At 33.1% G+C, this 21820-nt stretch carries 22 protein-coding genes; 15 read left to right on the forward strand and 7 right to left on the reverse strand.

Going from position 1 to position 21820, the window contains the following annotated elements; genetic code table 11:
- Positions 1–42 precede the first annotated feature (42 nt).
- Genes ACFOUY_RS04615 through ribD form a run of 3 tightly spaced genes read right to left on the reverse strand, consistent with a single transcriptional unit; the run spans position 43 to position 2565 of the window.
- Positions 43–657 carry an IMPACT family protein gene (locus tag ACFOUY_RS04615; RefSeq protein ID WP_378959289.1) on the reverse strand — a complete coding sequence of 205 codons (615 nt, stop codon included), beginning with the start codon at positions 655–657 and terminating at the stop codon, positions 43–45.
- Complete coding sequence (locus ACFOUY_RS04620) at positions 644–1513, reverse strand: EamA family transporter (protein ID WP_378959290.1); 870 nt, start codon at positions 1511–1513, stop codon at positions 644–646. The genes ACFOUY_RS04615 and ACFOUY_RS04620 overlap by 14 nt, the downstream gene beginning before the upstream one ends.
- Positions 1510–2565: a bifunctional diaminohydroxyphosphoribosylaminopyrimidine deaminase/5-amino-6-(5-phosphoribosylamino)uracil reductase RibD gene (gene ribD / locus ACFOUY_RS04625; protein ID WP_378959292.1), complete on the reverse strand. Its 1056-nt coding sequence runs from the start codon at positions 2563–2565 to the stop codon at positions 1510–1512. The genes ACFOUY_RS04620 and ribD overlap by 4 nt, the downstream gene beginning before the upstream one ends.
- Positions 2566–2625: 60 nt before the next feature.
- Here ribD and prmC point away from each other — a divergent pair, with 60 nt between their 5' ends.
- A complete protein-coding gene (gene prmC / locus ACFOUY_RS04630) occupies positions 2626–3471 on the forward strand; it encodes a peptide chain release factor N(5)-glutamine methyltransferase (protein ID WP_378959294.1) in 846 nt (281 codons plus the stop codon).
- Here the strand turns inward: prmC and xerD are convergent.
- A complete protein-coding gene (gene xerD / locus ACFOUY_RS04635) occupies positions 3468–4367 on the reverse strand; it encodes a site-specific tyrosine recombinase XerD (protein ID WP_378959296.1) in 900 nt (299 codons plus the stop codon). The two genes, prmC and xerD, sit on opposite strands and share 4 nt — an antisense overlap.
- A gap of 63 nt (positions 4368–4430) precedes the next feature.
- Here xerD and aroQ point away from each other — a divergent pair, with 63 nt between their 5' ends.
- Entirely contained in the window at positions 4431–4856 is a 426-nt protein-coding gene (gene aroQ / locus ACFOUY_RS04640) for a type II 3-dehydroquinate dehydratase (protein ID WP_378959298.1), read from the forward strand.
- Between the two features lie 2 nt (positions 4857–4858).
- On the forward strand, positions 4859–5581 hold the full coding sequence (locus ACFOUY_RS04645; RefSeq protein ID WP_378959299.1) for a TlpA family protein disulfide reductase: 723 nt from the start codon (positions 4859–4861) through the stop codon (positions 5579–5581).
- On the opposite strand, the gene ACFOUY_RS04650 is transcribed toward ACFOUY_RS04645, so the two are convergent.
- Together ACFOUY_RS04650 and ACFOUY_RS04655 are read right to left on the reverse strand one after the other, a co-directional pair.
- The gene (locus ACFOUY_RS04650) at positions 5578–6588 is read right to left on the reverse strand and encodes a glycosyltransferase family 2 protein (RefSeq protein ID WP_378959300.1); all 1011 of its coding nucleotides are present in this window, start codon (positions 6586–6588) and stop codon (positions 5578–5580) included. The two genes, ACFOUY_RS04645 and ACFOUY_RS04650, sit on opposite strands and share 4 nt — an antisense overlap.
- Positions 6588–7466, reverse strand: coding sequence for a lysophospholipid acyltransferase family protein (locus ACFOUY_RS04655; RefSeq protein WP_378959302.1), 879 nt, complete (start codon positions 7464–7466; stop codon positions 6588–6590). The genes ACFOUY_RS04650 and ACFOUY_RS04655 overlap by 1 nt, the downstream gene beginning before the upstream one ends.
- A 39-nt stretch (positions 7467–7505) precedes the next feature.
- Between ACFOUY_RS04655 and ACFOUY_RS04660 the strand changes: the two genes are divergently transcribed.
- The 11 genes from ACFOUY_RS04660 to ACFOUY_RS04710 all read left to right on the forward strand — a co-directional run bounded on the left by ACFOUY_RS04660 (position 7506) and on the right by ACFOUY_RS04710 (position 20448).
- Positions 7506–8117 (forward strand): WbqC family protein, encoded by a 612-nt coding sequence (locus ACFOUY_RS04660; RefSeq protein ID WP_378959303.1) that lies wholly within the window; start codon positions 7506–7508, stop codon positions 8115–8117.
- Between the two features lie 2 nt (positions 8118–8119).
- A complete protein-coding gene (gene corA, locus ACFOUY_RS04665) occupies positions 8120–9241 on the forward strand; it encodes a magnesium/cobalt transporter CorA (protein ID WP_378959304.1) in 1122 nt (373 codons plus the stop codon).
- Between the two features lie 84 nt (positions 9242–9325).
- Positions 9326–10678, forward strand: a complete 1353-nt coding sequence (mgtE, locus tag ACFOUY_RS04670; RefSeq protein WP_378959305.1) for a magnesium transporter — start codon at positions 9326–9328, stop codon at positions 10676–10678.
- A gap of 47 nt (positions 10679–10725) precedes the next feature.
- Positions 10726–11730 (forward strand): biotin synthase BioB, encoded by a 1005-nt coding sequence (gene bioB / locus ACFOUY_RS04675; protein WP_378959306.1) that lies wholly within the window; start codon positions 10726–10728, stop codon positions 11728–11730.
- Positions 11731–12165: 435 nt separating this feature from the next.
- A complete protein-coding gene (locus ACFOUY_RS04680) occupies positions 12166–12954 on the forward strand; it encodes a phosphatase PAP2 family protein (RefSeq protein WP_378959307.1) in 789 nt (262 codons plus the stop codon).
- Positions 12955–13359: 405 nt separating this feature from the next.
- A complete protein-coding gene (locus ACFOUY_RS04685; RefSeq protein ID WP_378959308.1) occupies positions 13360–14421 on the forward strand; it encodes an AraC family transcriptional regulator in 1062 nt (353 codons plus the stop codon).
- Positions 14422–14521: 100 nt separating this feature from the next.
- Entirely contained in the window at positions 14522–16030 is a 1509-nt protein-coding gene (locus ACFOUY_RS04690) for a PQQ-dependent sugar dehydrogenase (protein ID WP_378959309.1), read from the forward strand.
- Positions 16031–16580: 550 nt separating this feature from the next.
- On the forward strand, positions 16581–17888 hold the full coding sequence (locus ACFOUY_RS04695; protein ID WP_378959310.1) for a site-specific integrase: 1308 nt from the start codon (positions 16581–16583) through the stop codon (positions 17886–17888).
- Between the two features lie 8 nt (positions 17889–17896).
- Entirely contained in the window at positions 17897–18769 is an 873-nt protein-coding gene (locus tag ACFOUY_RS04700) for a hypothetical protein (RefSeq protein WP_378959311.1), read from the forward strand.
- A 93-nt stretch (positions 18770–18862) separates the two neighbouring features.
- Positions 18863–19150, forward strand: a complete 288-nt coding sequence (locus tag ACFOUY_RS04705) for a helix-turn-helix domain-containing protein (protein ID WP_378959312.1) — start codon at positions 18863–18865, stop codon at positions 19148–19150.
- Positions 19147–20448 carry a DUF3987 domain-containing protein gene (locus ACFOUY_RS04710; RefSeq protein WP_378959313.1) on the forward strand — a complete coding sequence of 434 codons (1302 nt, stop codon included), beginning with the start codon at positions 19147–19149 and terminating at the stop codon, positions 20446–20448. Before ACFOUY_RS04705 ends, ACFOUY_RS04710 begins: the two co-directional genes overlap by 4 nt.
- Positions 20449–21082: 634 nt before the next feature.
- Here the strand turns inward: ACFOUY_RS04710 and ACFOUY_RS04715 are convergent.
- Positions 21083–21325: a helix-turn-helix domain-containing protein gene (locus ACFOUY_RS04715; RefSeq protein ID WP_378959314.1), complete on the reverse strand. Its 243-nt coding sequence runs from the start codon at positions 21323–21325 to the stop codon at positions 21083–21085.
- 105 nt (positions 21326–21430) lie between these two features.
- Here ACFOUY_RS04715 and ACFOUY_RS04720 point away from each other — a divergent pair, with 105 nt between their 5' ends.
- Positions 21431–21649 carry a hypothetical protein gene (locus ACFOUY_RS04720; protein WP_378959315.1) on the forward strand — a complete coding sequence of 73 codons (219 nt, stop codon included), beginning with the start codon at positions 21431–21433 and terminating at the stop codon, positions 21647–21649.
- Positions 21650–21820 lie beyond the last annotated feature (171 nt).

Genomic DNA, 21820 nt, shown 5'->3' on the forward strand with positions numbered 1-21820 from the left:
CTTTATTATGAAACCCTAAACAGCTTCATGTTTTTTGTTTAGTTAAATGGTTTGAAGATATTTTAATTTGATACCTTCAATTTTATCAAACTTACTTAAAACCTGATTTAATTGTGCCTTTCTTACCTCAAATTTTAATGTGCAATTAATATCGAAGTTTTGTGCTAACACATCCAGATTTTCGTCTTTAACAACCTTCATAACATAATTCATTTGCAGGTATTCGAAACGAATTTCATAAACATCGTTTACTGTTTTTGTAATGATATTCGATGCCTTAATGGCTTCAATGCTTGCGCTTTTATAAGCATTAATTAAACCTGGAACGCCAAGTAAAGTACCACCAAAATACCTAACCACAACCATTAGGATATTTGTTAAATCTTCTGATAAAAGGCAATTTAAAATGGGCCTGCCAGCTGTTCCAGATGGTTCTCCATCATCATTAACTCTAAAAACAGACCTATCTGGTGTTAAACGATATGCATAACAGAAATGCCTTGCTTTAGTGTGTTCTGCTCTTAAGTTATTGATTAGCGGTTTAACTTCTTCTTCTGAGCGGATAGGATAGGCGTAGCCTATAAATTTGCTTCCTTTATCTCTGAAAATGCCCTCGGCAGAACCATTTATGGTTTTGTAAGAATCATCGAACAACATTTAATTGAGATATGGTGATTAAAATAACAGCGCAAATTGCAAGCGCAATGCCAAAGTAATTAAGTTTTGTAAGTCGTTCTTTAAATACGATAATGCCTATTAAACTCCCAACTACAATTACGCCCAAATTCATCGCTGCAAACACTGTAGATGGATTTGAAGCTAAAGCTTTGTGGGCTTTTAGGTAAAAAAGAATGTTACCGAAATTAAATAAACCTAATATTAGGCCACAACCCACGTTTACTAATTGAAGTTTGATTTTCTTGGTGATCGTCATGATGATTACAATCGCCAGGGAAACAAAGAATGCAAGGCTAAAAACTGTAAATAGAGATGTTGTGTAAGGAAGTTCCTTATGTAATGCAATTTGCTTTAAAAGTACATCTATAACTCCAAAACCTACAAAAACCACTATCGGATAAATCCATTTATTAGATTCTGATTTGTTTTCTGATTTTCTTAAGAAAGTTAAAATTATAGCTAAAAAGCCTATTCCTAAGCCAATAAATTTTAGCTGATTAAAATCTTCTTTAAAAATAAAGTATGCAGCCAGAATTGGTATAAACAGAGATAAACGTTGCGCAATATCTGTTTTAACAATGCCCAAATTTTTAACCGAGGCTGCTAAAAATAAAAATATAGTTGGCAGAAGTATGGCTAACGATATATATATAGGCCAAGGTGCTTCTGCAGTAATTGCTTTAACATCGGGTTTAAAAAACAGAAAACATAATGCTAAAGCCGTTAAATAATTAAAAGTTACAGCTTGTATAATGCTGATTTTATATCTTTTTGCAAGCTTTAATAATATGGCAACCGTTACACTGCAAAAAACGCTTAAAATTATGTATATCATTTAGTTATATCGTTTTTGTAAATAGAGAGTTTATCGTTACCAATTTGATATTGTTCTGTTAAATTACCATTTACAACCGGAGATGGGATACCTTCAGTCCAACTACTCGTTGAAGTGAAAATTCTGGCTTCATCCCAAAGATTAGATTCTAGAAATTGTTTTAAAATATTTGCTCCACCTTCGATAATTACAGATTGAATATCCATTAAGTAAAGTTGGAAGGCAATTTTTTGAGGCAAATAGAATTGCATATCTTCCATTTGGATGTAATGAATATTATCAATCACATCTGTTTTTATTTCGTTAAAAATAATGGTTTTTGCTTCCTTATTAAATATGTGGTTGCTTTCTGGAACCTGAAGATTTTTATCGATAACTAACCGAATTGGATTTTTACCTGGCCATTCTCTACTTGTTAATTGTGGATTATCTATGATTGCTGTTTGCTTTCCGATAAGAATTGCATCTTCTTCAGTTCTCCATTGGTGTGCCAAACGCTTAGCTAATGTACCACTAATCCATTTCTGATGGCCATCGGTTGTTGCAAAATAACGATTTGCAGTTTCTGCCCACTTTAAAATTATAAATGGACGTTGTTGTTGAATTCTGGTGAAAAATCTTCTGTTGAAATATCTGCATTCATCATCTAAAACACCACTTATAACTTCAATTCCTGCATTTTTTAGCTTTTCAATTCCCTTACCATCAACTCCCGAAAAAGGGTCTCTGTTGCCAATAACAACCTTTTTTAACTGGTGCTTTACAAATAAATCTGCACAGGGGGGCGTTTTACCGAAGTGCGCACAAGGCTCTAAATTAACATAAGCTGTAGCTTGTTTTAGTAAGTTTTCGGCTTCATTTCCATGTTTTTCAAACACAGATTTTATAGCATTTGGCTCTGCATGTGCCTCACCAAATTTTTGATGATAACCCTCGCCAATGATTTTCCCTTCAACTACAATAACACAACCAACCATCGGATTTGGGTTTACATTTCCGATTGCGATCGCTGCTAATTCTAAACAACGTTTTATGTAAAATTCATCGCCCATAAGCGCAAAAGTAGTTAAATTATGACAAGGATAATTATCAATTTATTACTTTTGTAATCGATGAACATCAGAACCTTAGAAAAAGAATATATACAGAGTTTAAATCATTTTTACGATACCGACGAAGCAAAATCAATATTTAATGTAGCTATAATTAGTGTTTTAAAAATTACTAAAAGTGAAGCGCTTACGGGAAAGGATAAAGAACTTTTAATTAAAGATTCTAATAAACTCGCAAAAGTTTTAGACGAATTAAAAACAGGTAAACCTATTCAGCAAGTTTTAGGTGAAACTACATTTTATGGCTTACCATTTAAAATTAATGAGCATGTTTTAATTCCAAGACCCGAAACTGAAGAGCTTGTAGATTGGATAATTAAGGAAGTTAAGAATAAAAAAGAATCACTTTTAGATATTGGTACGGGTTCTGGTTGTATTCCAATTGCATTAAAAAAACATTTACATCACCTTGATATTTCTTCAATTGATATTTCTGCAGAAGCCTTAAAAATTGCTGCAGAAAATGCAAAGCTTAACAAGGTTGATATAAATCTTATAGAAGCCGACATATTAAATTATTCATCGGGTGAAAAGTATGATGTGATTGTGAGTAATCCGCCTTACATTAGAGAACTTGAAAAAGCGGAAATGCATGAAAATGTTCTCGCTCACGAACCTCATACTGCCTTATTCGTTAGTGATGAAAACCCTTTGGTATTTTATAATGCAATAGCCGATTTTGCTTTTAATAATCTTAATCCGAATGGATATTTATTCTTCGAAATTAACGAATATTTATGTTCGGAAACACTTGATATATTGATAGATAAGAGGTTTAAAAATATAGAGTTAAAGAAAGATATACAAGGTAAAGACAGAATGATTATGGCAAGAACTAATCCTTAAGAACGAGGATGGAATTGAGTAATTACGTCTCTTAAAAAATCTCTATCTATGTGCGTATAAATTTCTGTTGTCGTGATGCTCGAATGCCCTAACATTTCTTGTATGGCTCTTAAATCTGCTCCGCCTTCTATTAAATGCGTTGCAAAAGAATGCCTCAAAGTGTGCGGACTAATTGTCTTTTTCAATCCGGTTGTAACAGCCAAACTTTTGATTAGATTAAAAATTGAAATCCTGGAAAGTTTAGCGCCAAAGCGATTCAGGAAAATGAAATCCTCATTGCCTTTTTTAATTTTTACATGTACTCTTATTTGATTTATGTAAATATCTAAAAGCTTTAAAGCCACCCCACCAATTGGAATAAGCCTTTCTTTGTTCCCTTTGCCAATAACCTTTAAAAACTCTATTTGAGGGTATAGATTAGAAATTTTCAGTTCTGTTAATTCTGTAACCCTCAACCCACAGCCATATAAAACCTCTATAATGGCTTTATTGCGCATTCCTTCAGGTTTAGAGGCATCAATGGCATCAATAAGGCTGTTTATTTCATGTATGTTTAAGGTGTCTGGTAACTTTCTACTCAGTTTTGGTGCTTCTATCAGCGCCATTGGGTCGTTAACAATTACTTCTTCGAGCATTAAATATGAAAAGAATGCTTTTAAACCCGAAATAACTCTAGCTTGTGTACTCGCTTGCATTCCCAGTTCATTTAACCAGCTGATAAATAATTTAATATCTGTAGCAGCTATAGTATTTAAAGCTGGTTCTACATTTAAAGATTGATAATACTGACTTAATTTATCAATATCATTAAGGTAAGCATCAACAGAATTACCTGATAACGAACGTTCTAATTTTAAGTAGGCTTTAAATCCTTTAATATATGATTGCCAAAGCATGTTTTTATTTCAGATTTTTTTATAACATTGCAACGTTACAACATTTAACGTTATAATATCAATATGAAAATACAAATTATCAACGGTCCGAATTTAAATCTTTTAGGCGTACGCGAACCATCAATTTATGGAAATACAAGCATCGATGAATATATTGTTCAGTTAAAAGAGATATATTCTATTATTGATATTGAATATTTTCAAAGCAATGTTGAAGGCGAAATTATAAATAAACTGCATGAAGTAGGTTTTACTTACGATGGGATTATCCTAAATGCAGGTGGCTACACACATACTTCGGTTGCGATTGCTGATGCTATTGCAGCCATAACAACACCTGTTGTAGAAGTTCATATTTCTAATATTTATTCTAGAGAAGAATACAGACATGTTTCTTTAACGGGTAAAAACTGCCAGGGTGTTTTAACCGGATTCGGAATGAATGGTTATCGTTTAGCGATAGAAAGCTTATTAATTAATAATGCTTAATAATGAGAAGAATAACGCTTTTACTCTCCATAATTTTGTGTTCTCTATTTTCTTTAGCTCAAACCATTAATCCTGTAAAGACAACTTTAGATGAGAACTCTGTTGTTAGAGGCGAAAATGGTATGGTTTATCCTTATGCGGTTTGGCAAAAACTTTTAAAAACAGGCAAATTCTCAATTAGAAGTAGAAATACTAAAACAGAAGATGGTCAGCCTGAATATCTTGTCTACGAAATGACCAAAGAGCAACAAACTTCGATGCTGGAAAAAATGCCTAAGCCTAAACAAAGTGATTCTTTCGTAGTGGGAGAAAAGTTTAATGGTTTTAAAACGTCAGACATTCATGGTAATAAATTTGACCTTAAAAATACAACAGGCAAGGTTATCGTTTTAAATTTTTGGTTTATCAATTGTCCGCCTTGCAAAGCAGAAATTCCTCAATTAAATGAGCTTACAGAAAAATATAAAGACAATAAAGATGTTATTTTTCTGGCCATTGCACTAGATGAAAAATATCTTCTGAAAGATTTTTTAAAAATTAACCCATATAGTTATAATGTTGTTGATAATGGCAGATTTATCGCTGAAAAGTACAATGTAAAGGCGTACCCAACTCATGCAGTTATTGATAAAACAGGCAAAATAAAATTCAGTACATTAGGATTGGCCCCGAATACTATTTTTTGGATAGAAAAATCTATTATTGAATCTTTAGTAGAACTTTAAAGCTCAGAAAAGAATCTAATCTTTTTAATAAAAAAAGCCCAAACGACACTGTTTTTATAAACTCCTGTATGTTCGGCATACGGTTTTTGGTGTTGTTTTCTTTTAGATGCAGTTTTTGTTAAAGCCTTCATAAAATGCCAATGACCTTTAGTTACAGCCATCGTAAACTTAGGTTTACCGCTTAAAAGGAAGTGCCACCAAGCTACAAAGTCGATACACATTCTAATAAAAATTCTAAAAATAGCATCTCCAGCAGGAAGATTTTTCTGCATAATGATTAAGTTATTCCTAAAATTTAAGTAAGTTTTAAAAGGATTTTCAGTTTGTAAAGTTCCGCCGCCAACATGATAAACTTCAGCATCAGGACAATAAACAATTTTGTAACCGAGGTTTTTTAAGCGCCAGCACAAATCAATTTCTTCCATGTGGGCAAATAAATCGGCATCTAAACCACCAGTTTCTATCCAGCATTTACTTTTAATAAAAAATGCGGCTCCACTTGCCCAAAAAATTTCTTTGGTATCGTTGTATTGGCCTTTATCAATTTCATAGATGTTAAACAATCTTCCACGGCAAAGCGGAAAAGCGTAAATATCTAGAAAACCGCCAGCAGCACCTGCATATTCAAATTGTGCCTTATTTTCCTGCCATTTAATTTTGGGTTGTGCAGCCGCAATTTCAGCGTCACTTTCCATTAAATCGATAACTGGTTGTATCCAGTTTGGTGTAACTTCAACATCAGAATTTAGAAGAACGAAATAATCTGCTTCAACACGTTCTAAAATTTTATTGTAACCACCAGCAAAACCGTAGTTTACATCGTTTTTTATAATTTTTACCGTCGGAAAATTTTCGATAAGAAAATCTACAGAATCATCAGTAGAGCCGTTATCGCCTACAACAATTTGCAAATTATCGTATTGAGAATGCAAAACGCTTGGCAAAAATTGTTGCAACCAAGCTTTTCCGTTCCAGTTTAAAATTACAACCGCTACTGATGGATTCATTATAATTCTTCGGGTTTAAATTTCCAGCGTTTATGGCTCCAAAGCCAATACTGAGGCTGTTCTTTAATTATATCTTCTAAAAACTTAAAATGCATATTTGTAATTTCACCATCGGCAGTTAAAGAAGGGTTTAAGCACATTGGCAAAACTTCAATATTGTAATAACCCATTTTTACTGTGCTAACTTTAAAATAATATACTGGCCTGTTAGTCGATTTTGCAATCTTTTCAACACCTAATAATGCCGCAGTTGGCTGATTTAAAAAAGTTAGAAAATGCTTACTTTCTTCGCGTGTAGGCGATTGGTCGCTTGCAAAACACAGTAAACTTGGTTCATTTTTGTAATTAGCCATGCAACGCAAAGTTTGTCTCATGGCCACAAAAATATTTCCAAATTTAGTACGAAGTTTATTAAACCAGTAATCGAAAGTTTTATTATTTATGGGTTTATAAATTACAATCGTTTTTGCCGAAATATTTAATCCTAAGGCTAAAGTACCAAGCTCCCAGTTACCATAATGCCCCGTGCAAGCTAAAACACTTTCACCTTTGCTAAAATGCGCTTCCAATTGCTCCAATCCAGTAAATTTAACTCTACGTAAAGTTTCTTTTTTCGATATTGTTGTTTGTTTAATAATCTCGAAAATTAGGCAGGCTAAAAATTTAAAGTATTTCTTTTCGATTGTAGTAATTTCTTGCTCAGATTTTTCTGGAAAAGAGTTAGTCAGATTTGTTCTAACAACATTTTTTCGATAACAGATTACGTAATAAAGGATATAATATAGTAATCTTGCAAAAACAAATAATACTTGCAGAGGCAGCAGCGAAATCAGGCATAAAAAAAATACGCCTACATGCGCAATTCCTCTTTTAATCATTAATTTTAAAACGTTTGAACTGCAAACATATATTTTCAAATGCAAAATACCGCTATACTTCCTTTATTTTATCTTCCTCCTGTAAGCTATTTTAGTAAAATACAACAACTTAACCCAGATTTTTTAATCGAAAAATTTGAGCATTTTCCTAAACAAACCTTCAGAAATAGGGCTGCCATATATTCTCCGAACGGAAAACTCGATATAACTGTGCCTGTAGTTAAGGGTGCAAAAATGCGTACCGCAGTGAAAGACGTTCGAATTAGTTACGATTTTAGATGGCAGCGCTTACACTGGATGAGTTTAGAAAGTTGCTACCGGAGCTCAGCTTATTTTGAATATTATGAAGATGAACTGGCTCTGTTTTACAATAAAAAATTCGATTTCCTTTTCGATTACAATCTTGAATTAATGGAATGGCTTTCTAAAAAATTGAAGCTTACTGTTGAGTTTAATTTTACTACAGAATATTATGATGATATCGAACCCGAGTTTGATTATCGTGAGATGATGAGCCCAAAGAAAACTGACGAATATTTAAACAATAAGCAATACTTTCAGGTTTTTGAAGATAAGCATCAATTTATACCTAATTTAAGTATAGTTGATTTGTTATTTAATCAAGGTCCGCAGGCCAAGTTATACCTTTAATTATGGCTAAAAATAAAAAGCGTAATAAACATATTCACTACAAGGTTCCTGAGCCGGGTACAAGTCCGGGTTTATATACTATTGATGAAAATGCGTTAAAGCCCATTATAACTTTCCACACTTATAATGATAAAACTTATAAGAAGGAAGAGTTAAAAAACATCAATAATATTGATAAACTAACTCAAAATAAAGATTTTTTCTACTGGTTCGATATTAAAGGCTTAGCCGATCCAAGTATTTTCGAAACTTTATACGAAAAGTTAAACGTTAGCAGATTAGTGCTCGAAGATATTACGAGTTCTTATCAACGGCCTAAGCTTGATGAATACGATAATGATAATTATGTTTTTTCGGTGAGCAGACATTTATATTTATCTGAAGAAAATGGTTTATGCAACGAGCAGATTTCTTTTATCCTCACTCCACAATTCTTGGTAACCTTTCAAGAAAATTATGAAGATTGCTTTAACCCGGTTAGGAAAAGACTTGAACTAGGTAAAGGAAACATTCGCATTGGGGGGAGCAGTTACTTAATGTATGCCATTATGGATGCCATTGTAGATAATTACTTTACCCTTCTTAATTTTTGGGGCGAAGAATTAGATGCCATTGAAGACCGTTTATTTGATAATCCAGATAAACGCATCATGTATGATACGCAGGCAATTAAACGCTCTTTGATAACGATAAGAAAAGTTACCTGGCCAGAAAGAGATAAATTAAACGATATTTTGCGTAGCGATAGCCCATTAATTTCTGATTTAACCAAAACCTATGTTAAAGATGCGTACGACCATTGCATTCAAATTATCGATTTTATTGAATCTTTGAAAGAAATTGCATCCGCAAATATAGATATGAACTTATCCATCATTAGCAATCGGATGAATGAGATAATGAAAGTTTTAACCATAATTTCATCCATATTTATTCCGCTAACTTTTATTGCAGGTATTTACGGAATGAACTTTAGCAGGGAAGACCCGGTTACAGGTAAAATCCTCAGAGATAATATGCCAGAGCTTTACGCAGAACACGGATATTTATATACCTGGTTAGTGATGCTCGTTATTGCCATTGTTCAGGTTATCTATTTCTGGCGTAGGGGCTGGTTTAAATAAAGTAAATATTATTTTTCTCAATTCTAAATTGATATTTAAACATTAAAAATGTGTTAGAATTACTAATTTAGAAGCTTTAGAAATATGCAGTCATCATTCGAAATAGATAAAAGCGACGTACTAAAAGTTAAAAACGCAATTTTAGCTGGTGATGAAACTTTAAAAGAAGTTTTAGCGGAATATCACGCCTCAGAAATTGCAATTTTATTTGAGCGTTTACACAAAACAGAGCAGCAACATATTATCAATTTGTTGCCTGCAGAAATTGCTTCAGAGATTATTTCGGAAATGGATGAGGAATCTCATCCTGAAGATTTACTCTTTCAACTCCATCCAGATAAGAGAACCGAAATTGTAGAGGAACTAGACTACGATGATGCGACCGATATCATTTCTCAATTAGAAGATCACGAACAGAAAGAAATTCTTGGAGATCTGAACGAGGAAGATGCCTCTAACATACGTAACCTATTAACTTACGACGAGAAAACGGCAGGTGGTTTAATGAACACGGAATTAATCCGCGTAAACATTAACCTAACAAAAAAAGATGCTATTGATGAAATTATTCGCCAAAGCGAAGAAATGGAAGAATTCTACACCATCTATGTTGTAGATGATAATGAAATTTTTAAGGGTATTGTTTCTTTAAAAGATATAATCAAAGCTAGGCACAACGCACAAATAACTGAACTTGTAAAAATTGATGCCGTTTATGTTCATCCAGATACTGACCAGGAAGAAGTAGCAAACTTAATTTCTCAGTATAATTTAACAAGTATTCCAGTAATAGATGAACACCAAAAACTATTAGGAAGAGTAACCTTCGACGATGTTATCGATGTAATGGAGGCTGAAAGTACTGAAGATATTTTAAAAATATCAGGTGTATCAGAGGATGAAGAACTTAGTGGTAATTGGCTTGAAGCTGTAAAATCTCGTTTACCATGGCTGATTATCAATTTAGGAACTGCTTTTCTTGCATCTTCGGTTGTAAGGTATTTCGATCCGACTATAAAATTGATTCCATCTTTAGCTGCATATATGACAATTATTGCGGGGATGGGCGGCAATGCCGCAACTCAGGCATTAGCAGTAACTGTAAGACGTATTTCTCTATACGATTTAACAGATAAGCAAGCATACAATGCGGTATTGAAAGAACTCACTGTTGGTTTAATTAATGGTGCAGTAAATGGTTTAATTGTATTTGTTTTTGCATTCTTTTTCGATGGAAATCCTATGTTGGGATTAGTTATCTTCCTGGCAATGACGGGTAATTTACTCATCGCAGGTGCAACAGGCGCCGGAATTCCCTTAGTTTTAAAACGTGTTGGTATCGACCCGGCGATTGCTTCATCTATTATTATTACTACTTTTACAGACGTTTTTGGCTTCCTGTTAATTTTAGGTTTAGCCAGTAAACTTTTATTATAACTTATTATAGATAATCTTGTCAACCTTAAAAATCAATAACTGACAACATGCAAACTACCAGACACGATTGGAGTAGAGAAGAAATTTCAGAGATATATAACAGACCATTTTTAGATTTGGTTTACGAAGCCGCAAGTATTCACAGAGCAAATAAAGATTACAATGAAGTTCAGGTGAGCTCATTAATTTCTATTAAAACCGGTGGTTGCGCAGAAGATTGCTCTTACTGTCCACAGGCAGCAAGATATCATACCGATTTAGAAGTGCAACCATTAATGCAAATTGGCGAGGTTGTTAGTGCTGCAGTAAAAGCAAAAGAGGGGGGAGCATCTCGTTTATGCATGGGCGCCGCCTGGCGTGAAGTTCGCGATAACCGCGATTTCGACCGTGTAATTGAGATGGTTAAAGCAGTAAACGAAATGGATATGGAGGTATGCTGTACACTTGGTATGCTAACTGAAAACCAGGCTCAAAGATTGGCTGATGCTGGTTTATATGCTTATAATCATAATATTGATACATCGGAAGATGATTATAAACGAATAATTTCTACCCGAACTTATGACGACCGTTTAAACACAATTAAAAATGTACGAAAAGCAAAATTAACGGTGTGCAGTGGCGGAATTATTGGCTTAGGAGAAACTGTTGAAGATAGAGTTTCGATGCTACAAACCTTATCGAATATGGAGAAACATCCAGAATCGGTTCCTGTTAATGCTTTAGTTCCCGTTAAAGGAACACCATTAGAAAATCAGCCTCGTGTTCCAATTTGGGACATGGTTAGAATGATTGCTACTGCACGTATTGTAATGCCAAATTCAGTTGTACGCTTATCAGCTGGTCGAAATGAAATGAGCACTTTAGAGCAAGCTTTCTGTTTTATGGCTGGAGCAAGTTCTATTTTTGCTGGCGATAAATTATTAACTACTCCAAACCCTGCGTTTGTAGACGATATGGCAATGTTTGAACTACTTGGATTAAAAACGCGTGATGCTTTTAAAAATGGCAGACCATCAAACACTAAACTAGCTCAGCAAGAGATAGTTTAATTATAGAGGCAGTATCATAAAATATTAACAGAACTTCGATACAGCTCATGAGAAAATAAGCCTTTATACTTACGATTGCGCCCTGCTTGACCTGGGTTTACCAGGAGGCGAGGGATTAAATTTATTTGCTCGTTTTTCTAAATCAGCAGAATCTGAAGGAATTGGTGGCCTGCCATCATGAATCAAATTTGCAACCTGTATGGATTTGATTTAGAATACTCAAATCCTGATGGTAAACATATCTTTTCGATTTATTTTAATTCGTAGCACAACTTCAGAATTTCTACATAATTGGCTCATAGTTTTATTAAAAATTAAAACTATGAGAAGTTTTTTTTTCGAGTCATAAAATAGCTTTTTCCTTACTAATGTTATCGATAGTAAAAAGAAGATTTTTTATTTTATGTAAATAAAAATGCTTTAAAAAACTAAAACATGCAGAAATTCATCCTTACTTTTTTTACTATTCTTGCATTTAAAGTCTCTGCCTTTTCTCAAAGAGATTCGCTAATTGGTCAAAAAACCGATTCATTGAGTAATTGGTATGCTGGTCAAGAGATTCCGAAACAAAAATTTAAACCTGCTACATTTATTGCTCCAGCGGTTTTGATAGGTTATGGCTTTGCCGCGGTTTATGATAAAGGCGCTTTAAAACAGCTAGATTTGAGTACAAAAGCAGAACTTCAAGAAGACCACCCATTATTTGCAGCACATGTTGATGATTATATTCAATTTGCTCCCGCTGCAGCTGTTTATGCCCTTAATTTATCAGGTATAAAAGGTAAGCATAATTTATTTGATGCCTCAATGCTGTATGCTACATCTGCTGCAATTATGGGGGTTTCAACACATTTTGTAAAGCAAGGTGTAGGGAGAGAACGTCCTAATAACAATGGTGAAAATTCATTTCCTTCGGGTCATACCGCTTCCGCTTTTATGGCTGCCGAATTTTTGCATCAGGAATATAAAGATGTAAACCCATGGATTGGGTACGCTGGTTACTTTGTAGCTACGGCCACTGGTGCCTTACGGATGTATAATAATAAACACTGGTTTAGTGATGTGGTAGCTGGAGCTGGTTTTGGCATTGCATCAACAAAAATTTCATACCTGATTTATCCTTATATCAAAAGCTTATTTACTCCAAAACAGCAAAGCAATTTTACGCTCATGCCTTTTTACGGACAAGGTACGAAAGGGCTTATGCTATCAGGAAGGTTTTAAGATTTTATTAATCCCCCTTTTTTGACTTTTATTGAATTTGAGATTTTCTTGAACGTTAGCTGCGTTTCAAATTATAAACTACAGAATTACTTCATAATTGATGCTTAGTTTGGTGATTATTATGGGTAAATGTTTAAATATATAACGTTGCCCAATTAAAAATGAACGCAATAAATAATGAAAACATGCTATTCTCTACTTGCCGAGCAATAATTCTAGAATAACTTTCTGATTAGAGTTGATCATAAAATAGTTGGGCATATCCGAAAAAGTTAGGTATGATTCCAGATCATACGGCTTGGCACTGCATGCTTAGCCGATTTATTTATTGGCTTAATAACTTTACCTAGCGGCTAACAGTAGCAAAGTGTATATTTAGCAGGAATTAAGCGTACATGAATTATTATGAGCATTGGAGATAAGGTACTCTTCTTTTTTAGTTTTCTAGGGGCATTTAACGCTTTCATTCTAGGTATTTATTTTCTTTTCTTTAGCCCTAAAAAATACCTGTCCAACTATCTTTTGGGAGCATTATTAGTTGTTTTAAGCATGAGGATAGGTAAGTCAGTGTTCTACTTTTTTGACAGTAATTTACCAAGGACATATCTCCAAATTGGATTGACTGCTTGTTTTTTTATAGGTCCGTTTTTGTATTTCTTCATAAAATCTGAGACCAGACAAATCAGAAGATTACCATTTTCCTGGATCTGGCAACTAGTATGCTGGCTTTTGCTGAGCGTATTTGTAGGTGCCATTTATTCTTATCAGGACTTCGCCCCATTATGGTGGAACTATATTATCCCTGTTATTTACTTTCAATGGGGGCTATATATAAGCTTTTCGACCTTGTTATTGATACCAATAATAAAAAAAATATTCAGAAAAGAAGCGCTAAAGACTTTTGAAAAATGGATTTTTGGCATTTTTGGTGGAGTATTCGTTCTTTTTGTATGCTATGTATGGGCATTTTTAAATATTACCAAGGGCAGCTATATTAATGGGGCTGTATTCTTTTCTTTGATCCTCTATTTTGTGGTATTTACATTACTCTATAGGAAGAAATCAAACGATCTATCTTCTTTTTCTGTTCAAAAATACGCGGATAAAAGGTTTGATAATGAAGAAGTGCAGCTTATTATCAAAAAGTTAACAGATTTGATGACAGAGAGAGAGCTCTTCAAAAATCCAAACCTAAAATTATATGATCTTGCCAAGGCGGTTAACGTTTCCGGACATCAACTATCCCAGATTCTAAATGATAATATTAACAAGAATTTTATGCTTTTCGTAAATGAGTATCGAATAAACGAAGCTTGTAAGTTATTGTTAAGAAACAAACACCTGACGATTGAGGCTGTTGCTGATGAAGTAGGATTTAATGCTAAATCTACTTTCTTCTCAGTTTTTAAAAAATTGAAAGGCATGACACCCAGCGTTTATCAGCAGTTAAATACTCTAGATTTATAAAACCGTACTACGGAATTCAGCTTATGAGACCTTGATTATAAAAGTGTAACACATATTTGAGAAACGAATAAAATATTTCATTCATTATCAAAACACTTTTATGAAAAAAGTAATCCTTACTATCGGCATGACTGTCGGATTTTTTTCCGCATTTTCCCAAAACACGCCTTCCGAAAGGCAATTAATAGAAAGCACAATACAATTGTACTTTGATGGCTGGGCAACAGGAGACACCACCAAATTGGGTAAAGCCATGCATAGTTCCTGTCACTTAAAGAACTATAACAATGGAACTTTTATAGAATTTACGAGAAATAAGTATCTCAGTACATTCGTACCCAGGGAGCGAATTAAAAATCTGAGTACGCGAATAGTTGCCCTGGACATTACCAACAATATGGGGAGTGCAAAAGTCGAAATCAGTACTTCAAAGGACCTGTTTACCGACTATTTTAACCTTATGAAAACTAATGAAGGATGGTTTATAGCGGATAAAGTTTCTACCAGAACAGCTCATAAAACCTTTAATCCAAATGCCATGCTGCCAAAGAAAGAAATCACTTTGGAAGGCCTGAAGCGCCCCTGGAGTATCGCTTTTATAGGAGAAAATGAGGTATTGATCTCAGAGAAGGAAGGTAACCTGTTAAAAGTCAATTTATTGAATAAAGAAAAAAAAAAGATCCAAGGTTTTCCGGCTGATATGGATGAAAGTAGTATTGGATTCGGAGATAACACGGGCAAATTCGAAGTGGTGCTTGATCCATTTTTCAACATCAATAAATATATTTATCTGTCATACGTTGCTCAAAAAGATAGTAGTAGAACAACTAAAGTAATCAGAGCAGTACTGGAAAATGAATCTTTGCAACAGGTCAAGGTGCTTTTTGTAGCAGAGCCTTATACTAAAGAACGGTATCATTACGGAGGAGGAATGACCTTCGGAAAAGATGGCAAACTTTATTTTACCATAGGTGAGCGGTTATTTACTGAAAAGGATGAGCCTGCCATTCCTATTGCGCAAAATACAGCAGATAAAAGGGGGAAAATTTATCGGATAAATTCTGATGGAACCATCCCAAAGGATAATCCGGATTTTGGAACTAACGCAACGCCAGGATTGTACGCTACAGGTATCAGGGCAGCACAAGGTATAGCGCTTGATACCAATACCAACAAGATTTGGTTTACCGAACATGGCACGCACCAGGGAGATGAAATCAATGTGCTGAAAGCAAAAGCAAATTATGGCTGGCCCATGAAAACAACAGGCAAATATCGCTTTGCTGAATTTGCTCCAAAACCTATCCCTGACCATAATTATACAGACCCAGCCTGGTCTTGGTTACAGACCGTAGCGCCCACTGGGTTACTTTTTTACTCGGGAAATGAGTTTACATCTTGGAAAGGGAATTTACTTGTTGGAGGATTATCAAAAGGTAGTTTATGGCGGATGGTGTTAGATGGGGAAACCATAAAAAGTGCTGAAGAACTTTTCACAGACGATAGAGTTAGAATACGAAAAGTGGCACAAAGTCCTATGGGTAAGCTCTACATTCTTACTGATGAGTTGAATGGTAAGTTAATAAGGATAAAAAACGCTGCTTTTTAATTGTCGAACTGATAAACAACCTGTGTTTGCATCAATAATAAGCACAGGTTGTTTCGCACCCTCGATTGATCTCATTTTTCAGAATCGATCTATATAGCAACTTGCATCCACGGTTCAGTATATAAGATTTTTTTAGAGCGGCCAACTTCATAGCTGTTCAATCATTATTGCAACACTAGATTTATGATAAAAGAAGTAAAGAGCGATTTAAACAAAGTTTTGATCCATTTATTCTCCATCCCACAGGTTTTGTACATGATCCGATTTAATGTGTATTTTGGAATACTTTAAAATCAAAAAAGCCTGCTATCTTACGATTTGCAGGCTTTTTGTTGGTTTTGATACCATTTGGCGGAGAGTGGGGGATTTTAACCTATGTATTTTTGATGTACTCATATTTACATAAAATGCCTTTTAAATAGCTTTAACGCTATATTCGTGTTAACACGTGTTAGGCTAAGTTAACCAATGTTAGTAAAATTAGCCCCACAATTAGCCCCACAAGACTATTTTTTGCTATGTTTGAAGGAGTTATTTAAAAGGCGAAAAAATGGCATTATCACTTAGGTATGAACTTCGAAAAGATGTAGTAAATAAAAAGAGCGAACACCCCCTCATCTTAATTTTGAGAGTAGAAGCTCAAAGGAAAAAGATACCTACTGGAATAACCCTGCTTCCCGAATATTGGGATAACGAAAATCAAAAGGCGATTTATTTAAATAAAAAATCTTTAAAAGAAGTTAGTAAGGATTATGATTTGAGTTTAAGCCCATTACTTAACGATATCAAAAGAATTAATGATGATTTGCAAGACTTAAAGAAAAGTCTTGAAGACATTGCCCATCGGTATGAGCTTGACAATGTGCCATACAGCGCAGATATGTTAGTCGAAAAACTAAAGAATAAGAATAATGTAAAAACTAAAAAGGAAGAAAAAAATAATATCGTATTCGATTTTATTGATAATTACGTTACAGAGAATGAACCAAGTAGGGCAAAGGGTAGCTTAAGTGTTTACAAAGCATTAAAAACTCATTTAGGTGCTTTCGAAAAGCATAACAGAACAAGAATTAGGTTTGAAGATATCAATTATTCCTTTTTTCAATCATTTCAAAATTACTTGATTAAGCACCGTGGAATTAATAATATCACTATTGCCAAGCAATTAAGTACACTAAAAACATTTTTGGGTTACGCTAAAATGAATGGCATTAAAATTACTGATAGCTACAGAGACTTTAAAATTCGTAAGCAAAAACTGGAAGTTATTGCACTAACTAACGAGGAATTTGAAACTTTATATAATCTAGATTTAACCAAAAATGAAAGGTTAGCTAAAGTAAGGGATGTTTTCTGTTTTAGTTGTGTAACGGGTCTAAGGTATTCAGATTTGGCTCAATTGCGTCGAGAGCATATTAAAGCAACCGAAATATGCTTAACTATCAAAAAGACAAAGGAGCAGTTAATAATACCAATTAATGTTTACGCTGAAAGTATTTTAGAAAAGTATAATGAGCACCTTTTGCCAATCCCAGTAATATCAAATCAGAAGTTTAACGATTACATTAAAGAACTATGTGAACTGGCAGAAATTAATGAAAAAATTGAAATCATCCGTTTTAAGGGGGCAATTAAAGAGGCTACTGTACATCCAAAATTTGATTTAATAAGCGCTCATACGGGTAGAAAAACATTTGCAACACTTTCACTCGAAAAAGGTATTCCTGCTGAAACCGTAATGGAAATTACTGGCCATTCAGATTATAAGAGTTTTCAACGGTATGTAAAAGTAACCGAAGAGCGTAAAAGAAATGAAATGAATAAAGCTTGGGGAACACCTAAAGAAAGTATTAAATAGCTAAGATAATGGAGAATTTTAGTACAATACCTGAAATAAAATATATTTTTCAATCTCTTTATTTATCGGGAGATATTGAAGAGTTTTATCACGAGCAGTATATTTTCTTTTTGCTGAAAAATGATTTTATACAGGGATTTAATCCATTTGATGAATTTGAAAAATTTGGAATTGAAGTTTTGGTAAAATATTTAGATGATGATTTATTGCTAAAGGACGAGTACAGAAAATTTCTTTTCAACGAAACCGATTTTGTAAATCAGGAAATTGATAAATGTAATTTTATTTTGCAAATCCCCATTACCTTATCCCCAAATAAAAAGGTTGAGCAAACCAGTAAAAATATTAAGTATCATAAAATTTTTCAACCATTTTATGACATCAAGACACTTTTTACAAAATTAGACCCTGATGATATTGATACTCCTCTTTTAAACGAGAATACCAATATGACGGTTAAGAAATATTTTGATTATTTATCAGATAAACTTATCGAGCTACAATTATCAAGTTCAAATAATATAGTTTCAGAACAGCAAAAAGAAAAAAACATTTCCAATCCACAATTAACCCTAAAAGATGTTTGTTATGAGGGTGCATACAAAGAACTTATAAAGCTTTTAGAAAACAACATATTAATTGAGCCAGAAACTCATATTTTTCTTGATAGTAAAAGTAATTTGATTGGTATTCTCAAAGAAATTAAACTGAAAAAATACTTTTACCGAAAAGTGAATGTTAGGGAGTTAATAATAATTGCAAAAAATACTTTTGGATTAGATATCACATATACATACTTTACTCAAATTCCGACTGGTGGAAATACTGGAGGAAATGACGGTATTTCATTAAACATACCAATTTATCAAAATAACAAATAGAGTATAGTGAGCATTCCGAGTAATGCGCTGTCCCTGTGTCTTTTTAGGTTAATTTAAGTTATTCTTTTGTGCTGTACTTAAAAACAACAGCATATGGAAAACATCATTTTTTCGCCACTATCAGTAGGCGATTTTGAAAAACTAGTTACTAAAAGTGTAGAGGATGCACTAGTAAGAATTCAAGAAAATCAGAACAAAAATGTTTCTGAAATAGTAGATGGAGATTATCTGTGTAATAAATTAAACATTACAAGGCAAACTTTAGCTTGCTGGAGGAAAAAGAAGCTGATACCATTTACACAAGTTGGTCAGGTAATTAGATATGATTTCAATGAAGTTATACAATCATTAGGTTTAACAAATAAGGGAGGTAAAAGATGAAAAAGTCTTTTACCAAAGCTGAAAGTTTAATTCAAGAAGAGTATAAAAGTAAAGTTCCAGTAGAAATTTTACCCGAGAAGCTACAAAACATTATCAAGCATTATTCTTCGATTAGTAAATATCCAATTGATTATTTTTTTTCTGCTGTAATTTCTGCGTGTTCATCGGCAATAGGTAGAAGCTATATTCTAAAAACTGGAAATTACACGGTAAATGCATCTTTATGGTTAGTTATAGTTGGACAACCAGGATTAAATAAAACTGCCCCACTAAATCACGCCTATGAGTATTTAATTGAAAAACAGCGAACAGTATTAGAAGAAAATAAAAAACACCGCAAAATAAATCCTGATAAGGAAACCAAAACAATTCATAGTAGCATTTTATCTGATACCACTCCAGAGGCAGTTATGGTATCGCTGGCAAACAATCCAAGAGGTGTTACTATTTTTATGGATGAAATAGCGGGTTTTGTCGCTTCATTTAATCGTTATCATAGTGGCGCAGATGAACAAATGTATTTATCATTATTCAACGGTAGTTCAATAATCAGAAATAGATTAAATGCAGAAGATACCATAACCATAAATACATTTTTAACTATTGTAGGTACTACCCAGCCATCAATTCTAAATAAATATTTTTCCTCGAAAGCAGAAAGTGGTTTTTTTGATAGGTGGTTGCTTTGTTATCCTGAACATATCAAGAAGAAATATCCATCTGATGAAAGAATTGATAAAGCAATAGAAAACCAATATAAAAGTATAATAGAAACACTTTGTTGTTTAAATGCTAATGGTTTGGTTACTACAGAATTAAGTTATAGTCAGGAAGCATTTGACATTATTAATCATTGGCAGAAACAAGCCATTGACAGGCAAAATAATACAGAAAATGATGTGGAAAGAGCTATACTGTCAAAATTTGAAATTTATGTTCATAGGTTCGCTTTAATACTTCACATCATTGAAATTAGCTGTAGTGATTATAAAAATAATTCTGAAGCTGTAGGAATAAAATCTGCAAAAGGAGCTGTACAAATGGCAAATTATTTTTATAGTATGGTCGAAAAAGTGAGGGTGAAAGAGCCATCTGAATTATTACAAGGCTATTGGAAAAGTGTTTATGATGTGTTACCGAATTTAGGAGAAACATTTACCACTTCTCATTTTATTTCGATAACTAATTCTATGGAAATTCCTATTGCCACAGCAAAGCGATGGTTAAGAAAAAACAGTGATAAAAATGAGCCACTTTTATTCGTTAAAATTAGTCACGGAATTTATAGTGTTTTATAAAATGATATTTTCGATATTTTGATATTTGTAATTTCAACTGTCTGTCTTTTAGGTTTTTATTTGATTTATAAAGTTTATTGAAAATATCAAAGTATCATTAAATATATCAGCTTTAAAATTTATTTTTTATACATAAATGATTGTTATATAGTTATTTATATTCTTTTAATATCAAAATATCATAAATATCAACTCTAAATTATATCTCAATAAGCGCAGACTTTTTAAGAATGATAAAGATTGCATATACAGTTATATGAATATCTAGATATATGGCTATCTAATTATACGTATATACAGATATACAAAGTTGAATTGAAAATGTAGGTAAAATAATGGATGGTTTTATAGTGCGAGATGTCTTTTGTGTGCCCAAAATCTGTTGTTTTTGTAAAGAAAGTTGCCGAAGTAATTAACCATATATCCGTATATACAGATATTGGTATATATGTATATCTGTATATATTATGGCTGTTAGATTTTGTTCTAATTTCTCTCGGTTGTAATGTATACTGCAAGGTGTGTTTTTGTGTATCATAAACCTATGGTTTTATGATTTACACAATAACGTCTTGCAAAATTTTTTAAAGAAAATTTTGATTAAAAAATTCGCAACTCATTTTTTTTTGGGTAGTTAAAGGGGTAAATCAGGAAGAAAATCCTTGATTGAACAACCTAATATTTTTGCCAATTTGTTTAAGTGACTTAAGTTGTATTTTGCTCTATATTTTGTGCTTTCAATATGACCAATAAATCCAACAGATAAATCTAATGCAAGTGCCAAGTCAGCTTGTGAAATTCCAGCAACAGTTCTTAATTCACGTACTTTATTAATTACATAAATATCTATTTCTGATTTTAAAAGCGCTTTACTCATTGCGATGCAATAACGGAAAAGCAACTTTTCTAAACACCGATACAGGTATAAGTAAAATTTTTGTAGTTTTACTTATTAAAACAACCTATTAATTTTAATTGGACTATGAAAAAGGCATTATTTGTAATAATTATTGGATTTTCTGCCTGCAGTGCAAAAGATAACCAAGAGAATGTATCGACTGATACCACATCTAAATTCAAGAAGATTAATGCCCAGGAGGTAGACACTTTGAAAAAACTTCCAGTAAAACAAAAATCATTTGAACAGAAAGCTGATGATAGGCTTGATAAAATTATGAATAAAAGGAAATACGTTAAGTGATTAATGCATAACGTTATTTGATATTCGCTACAATAAATAATTTCTTAATTTTGAATATGTCTGAAATGATTATTCCGAACAAAGTACACCACATTCCGAGGCATAGTGCACCAGTTTGGTTCTGGCTTTAGCACTAACTTTTAACCATATCACTTTTGGACAAAGCGATAT

The sequence above is a fragment of the Pedobacter jamesrossensis genome, from assembly GCF_042650905.1.
Taxonomy (GTDB): Bacteria; Bacteroidota; Bacteroidia; order Sphingobacteriales; family Sphingobacteriaceae; genus Pedobacter; species Pedobacter jamesrossensis.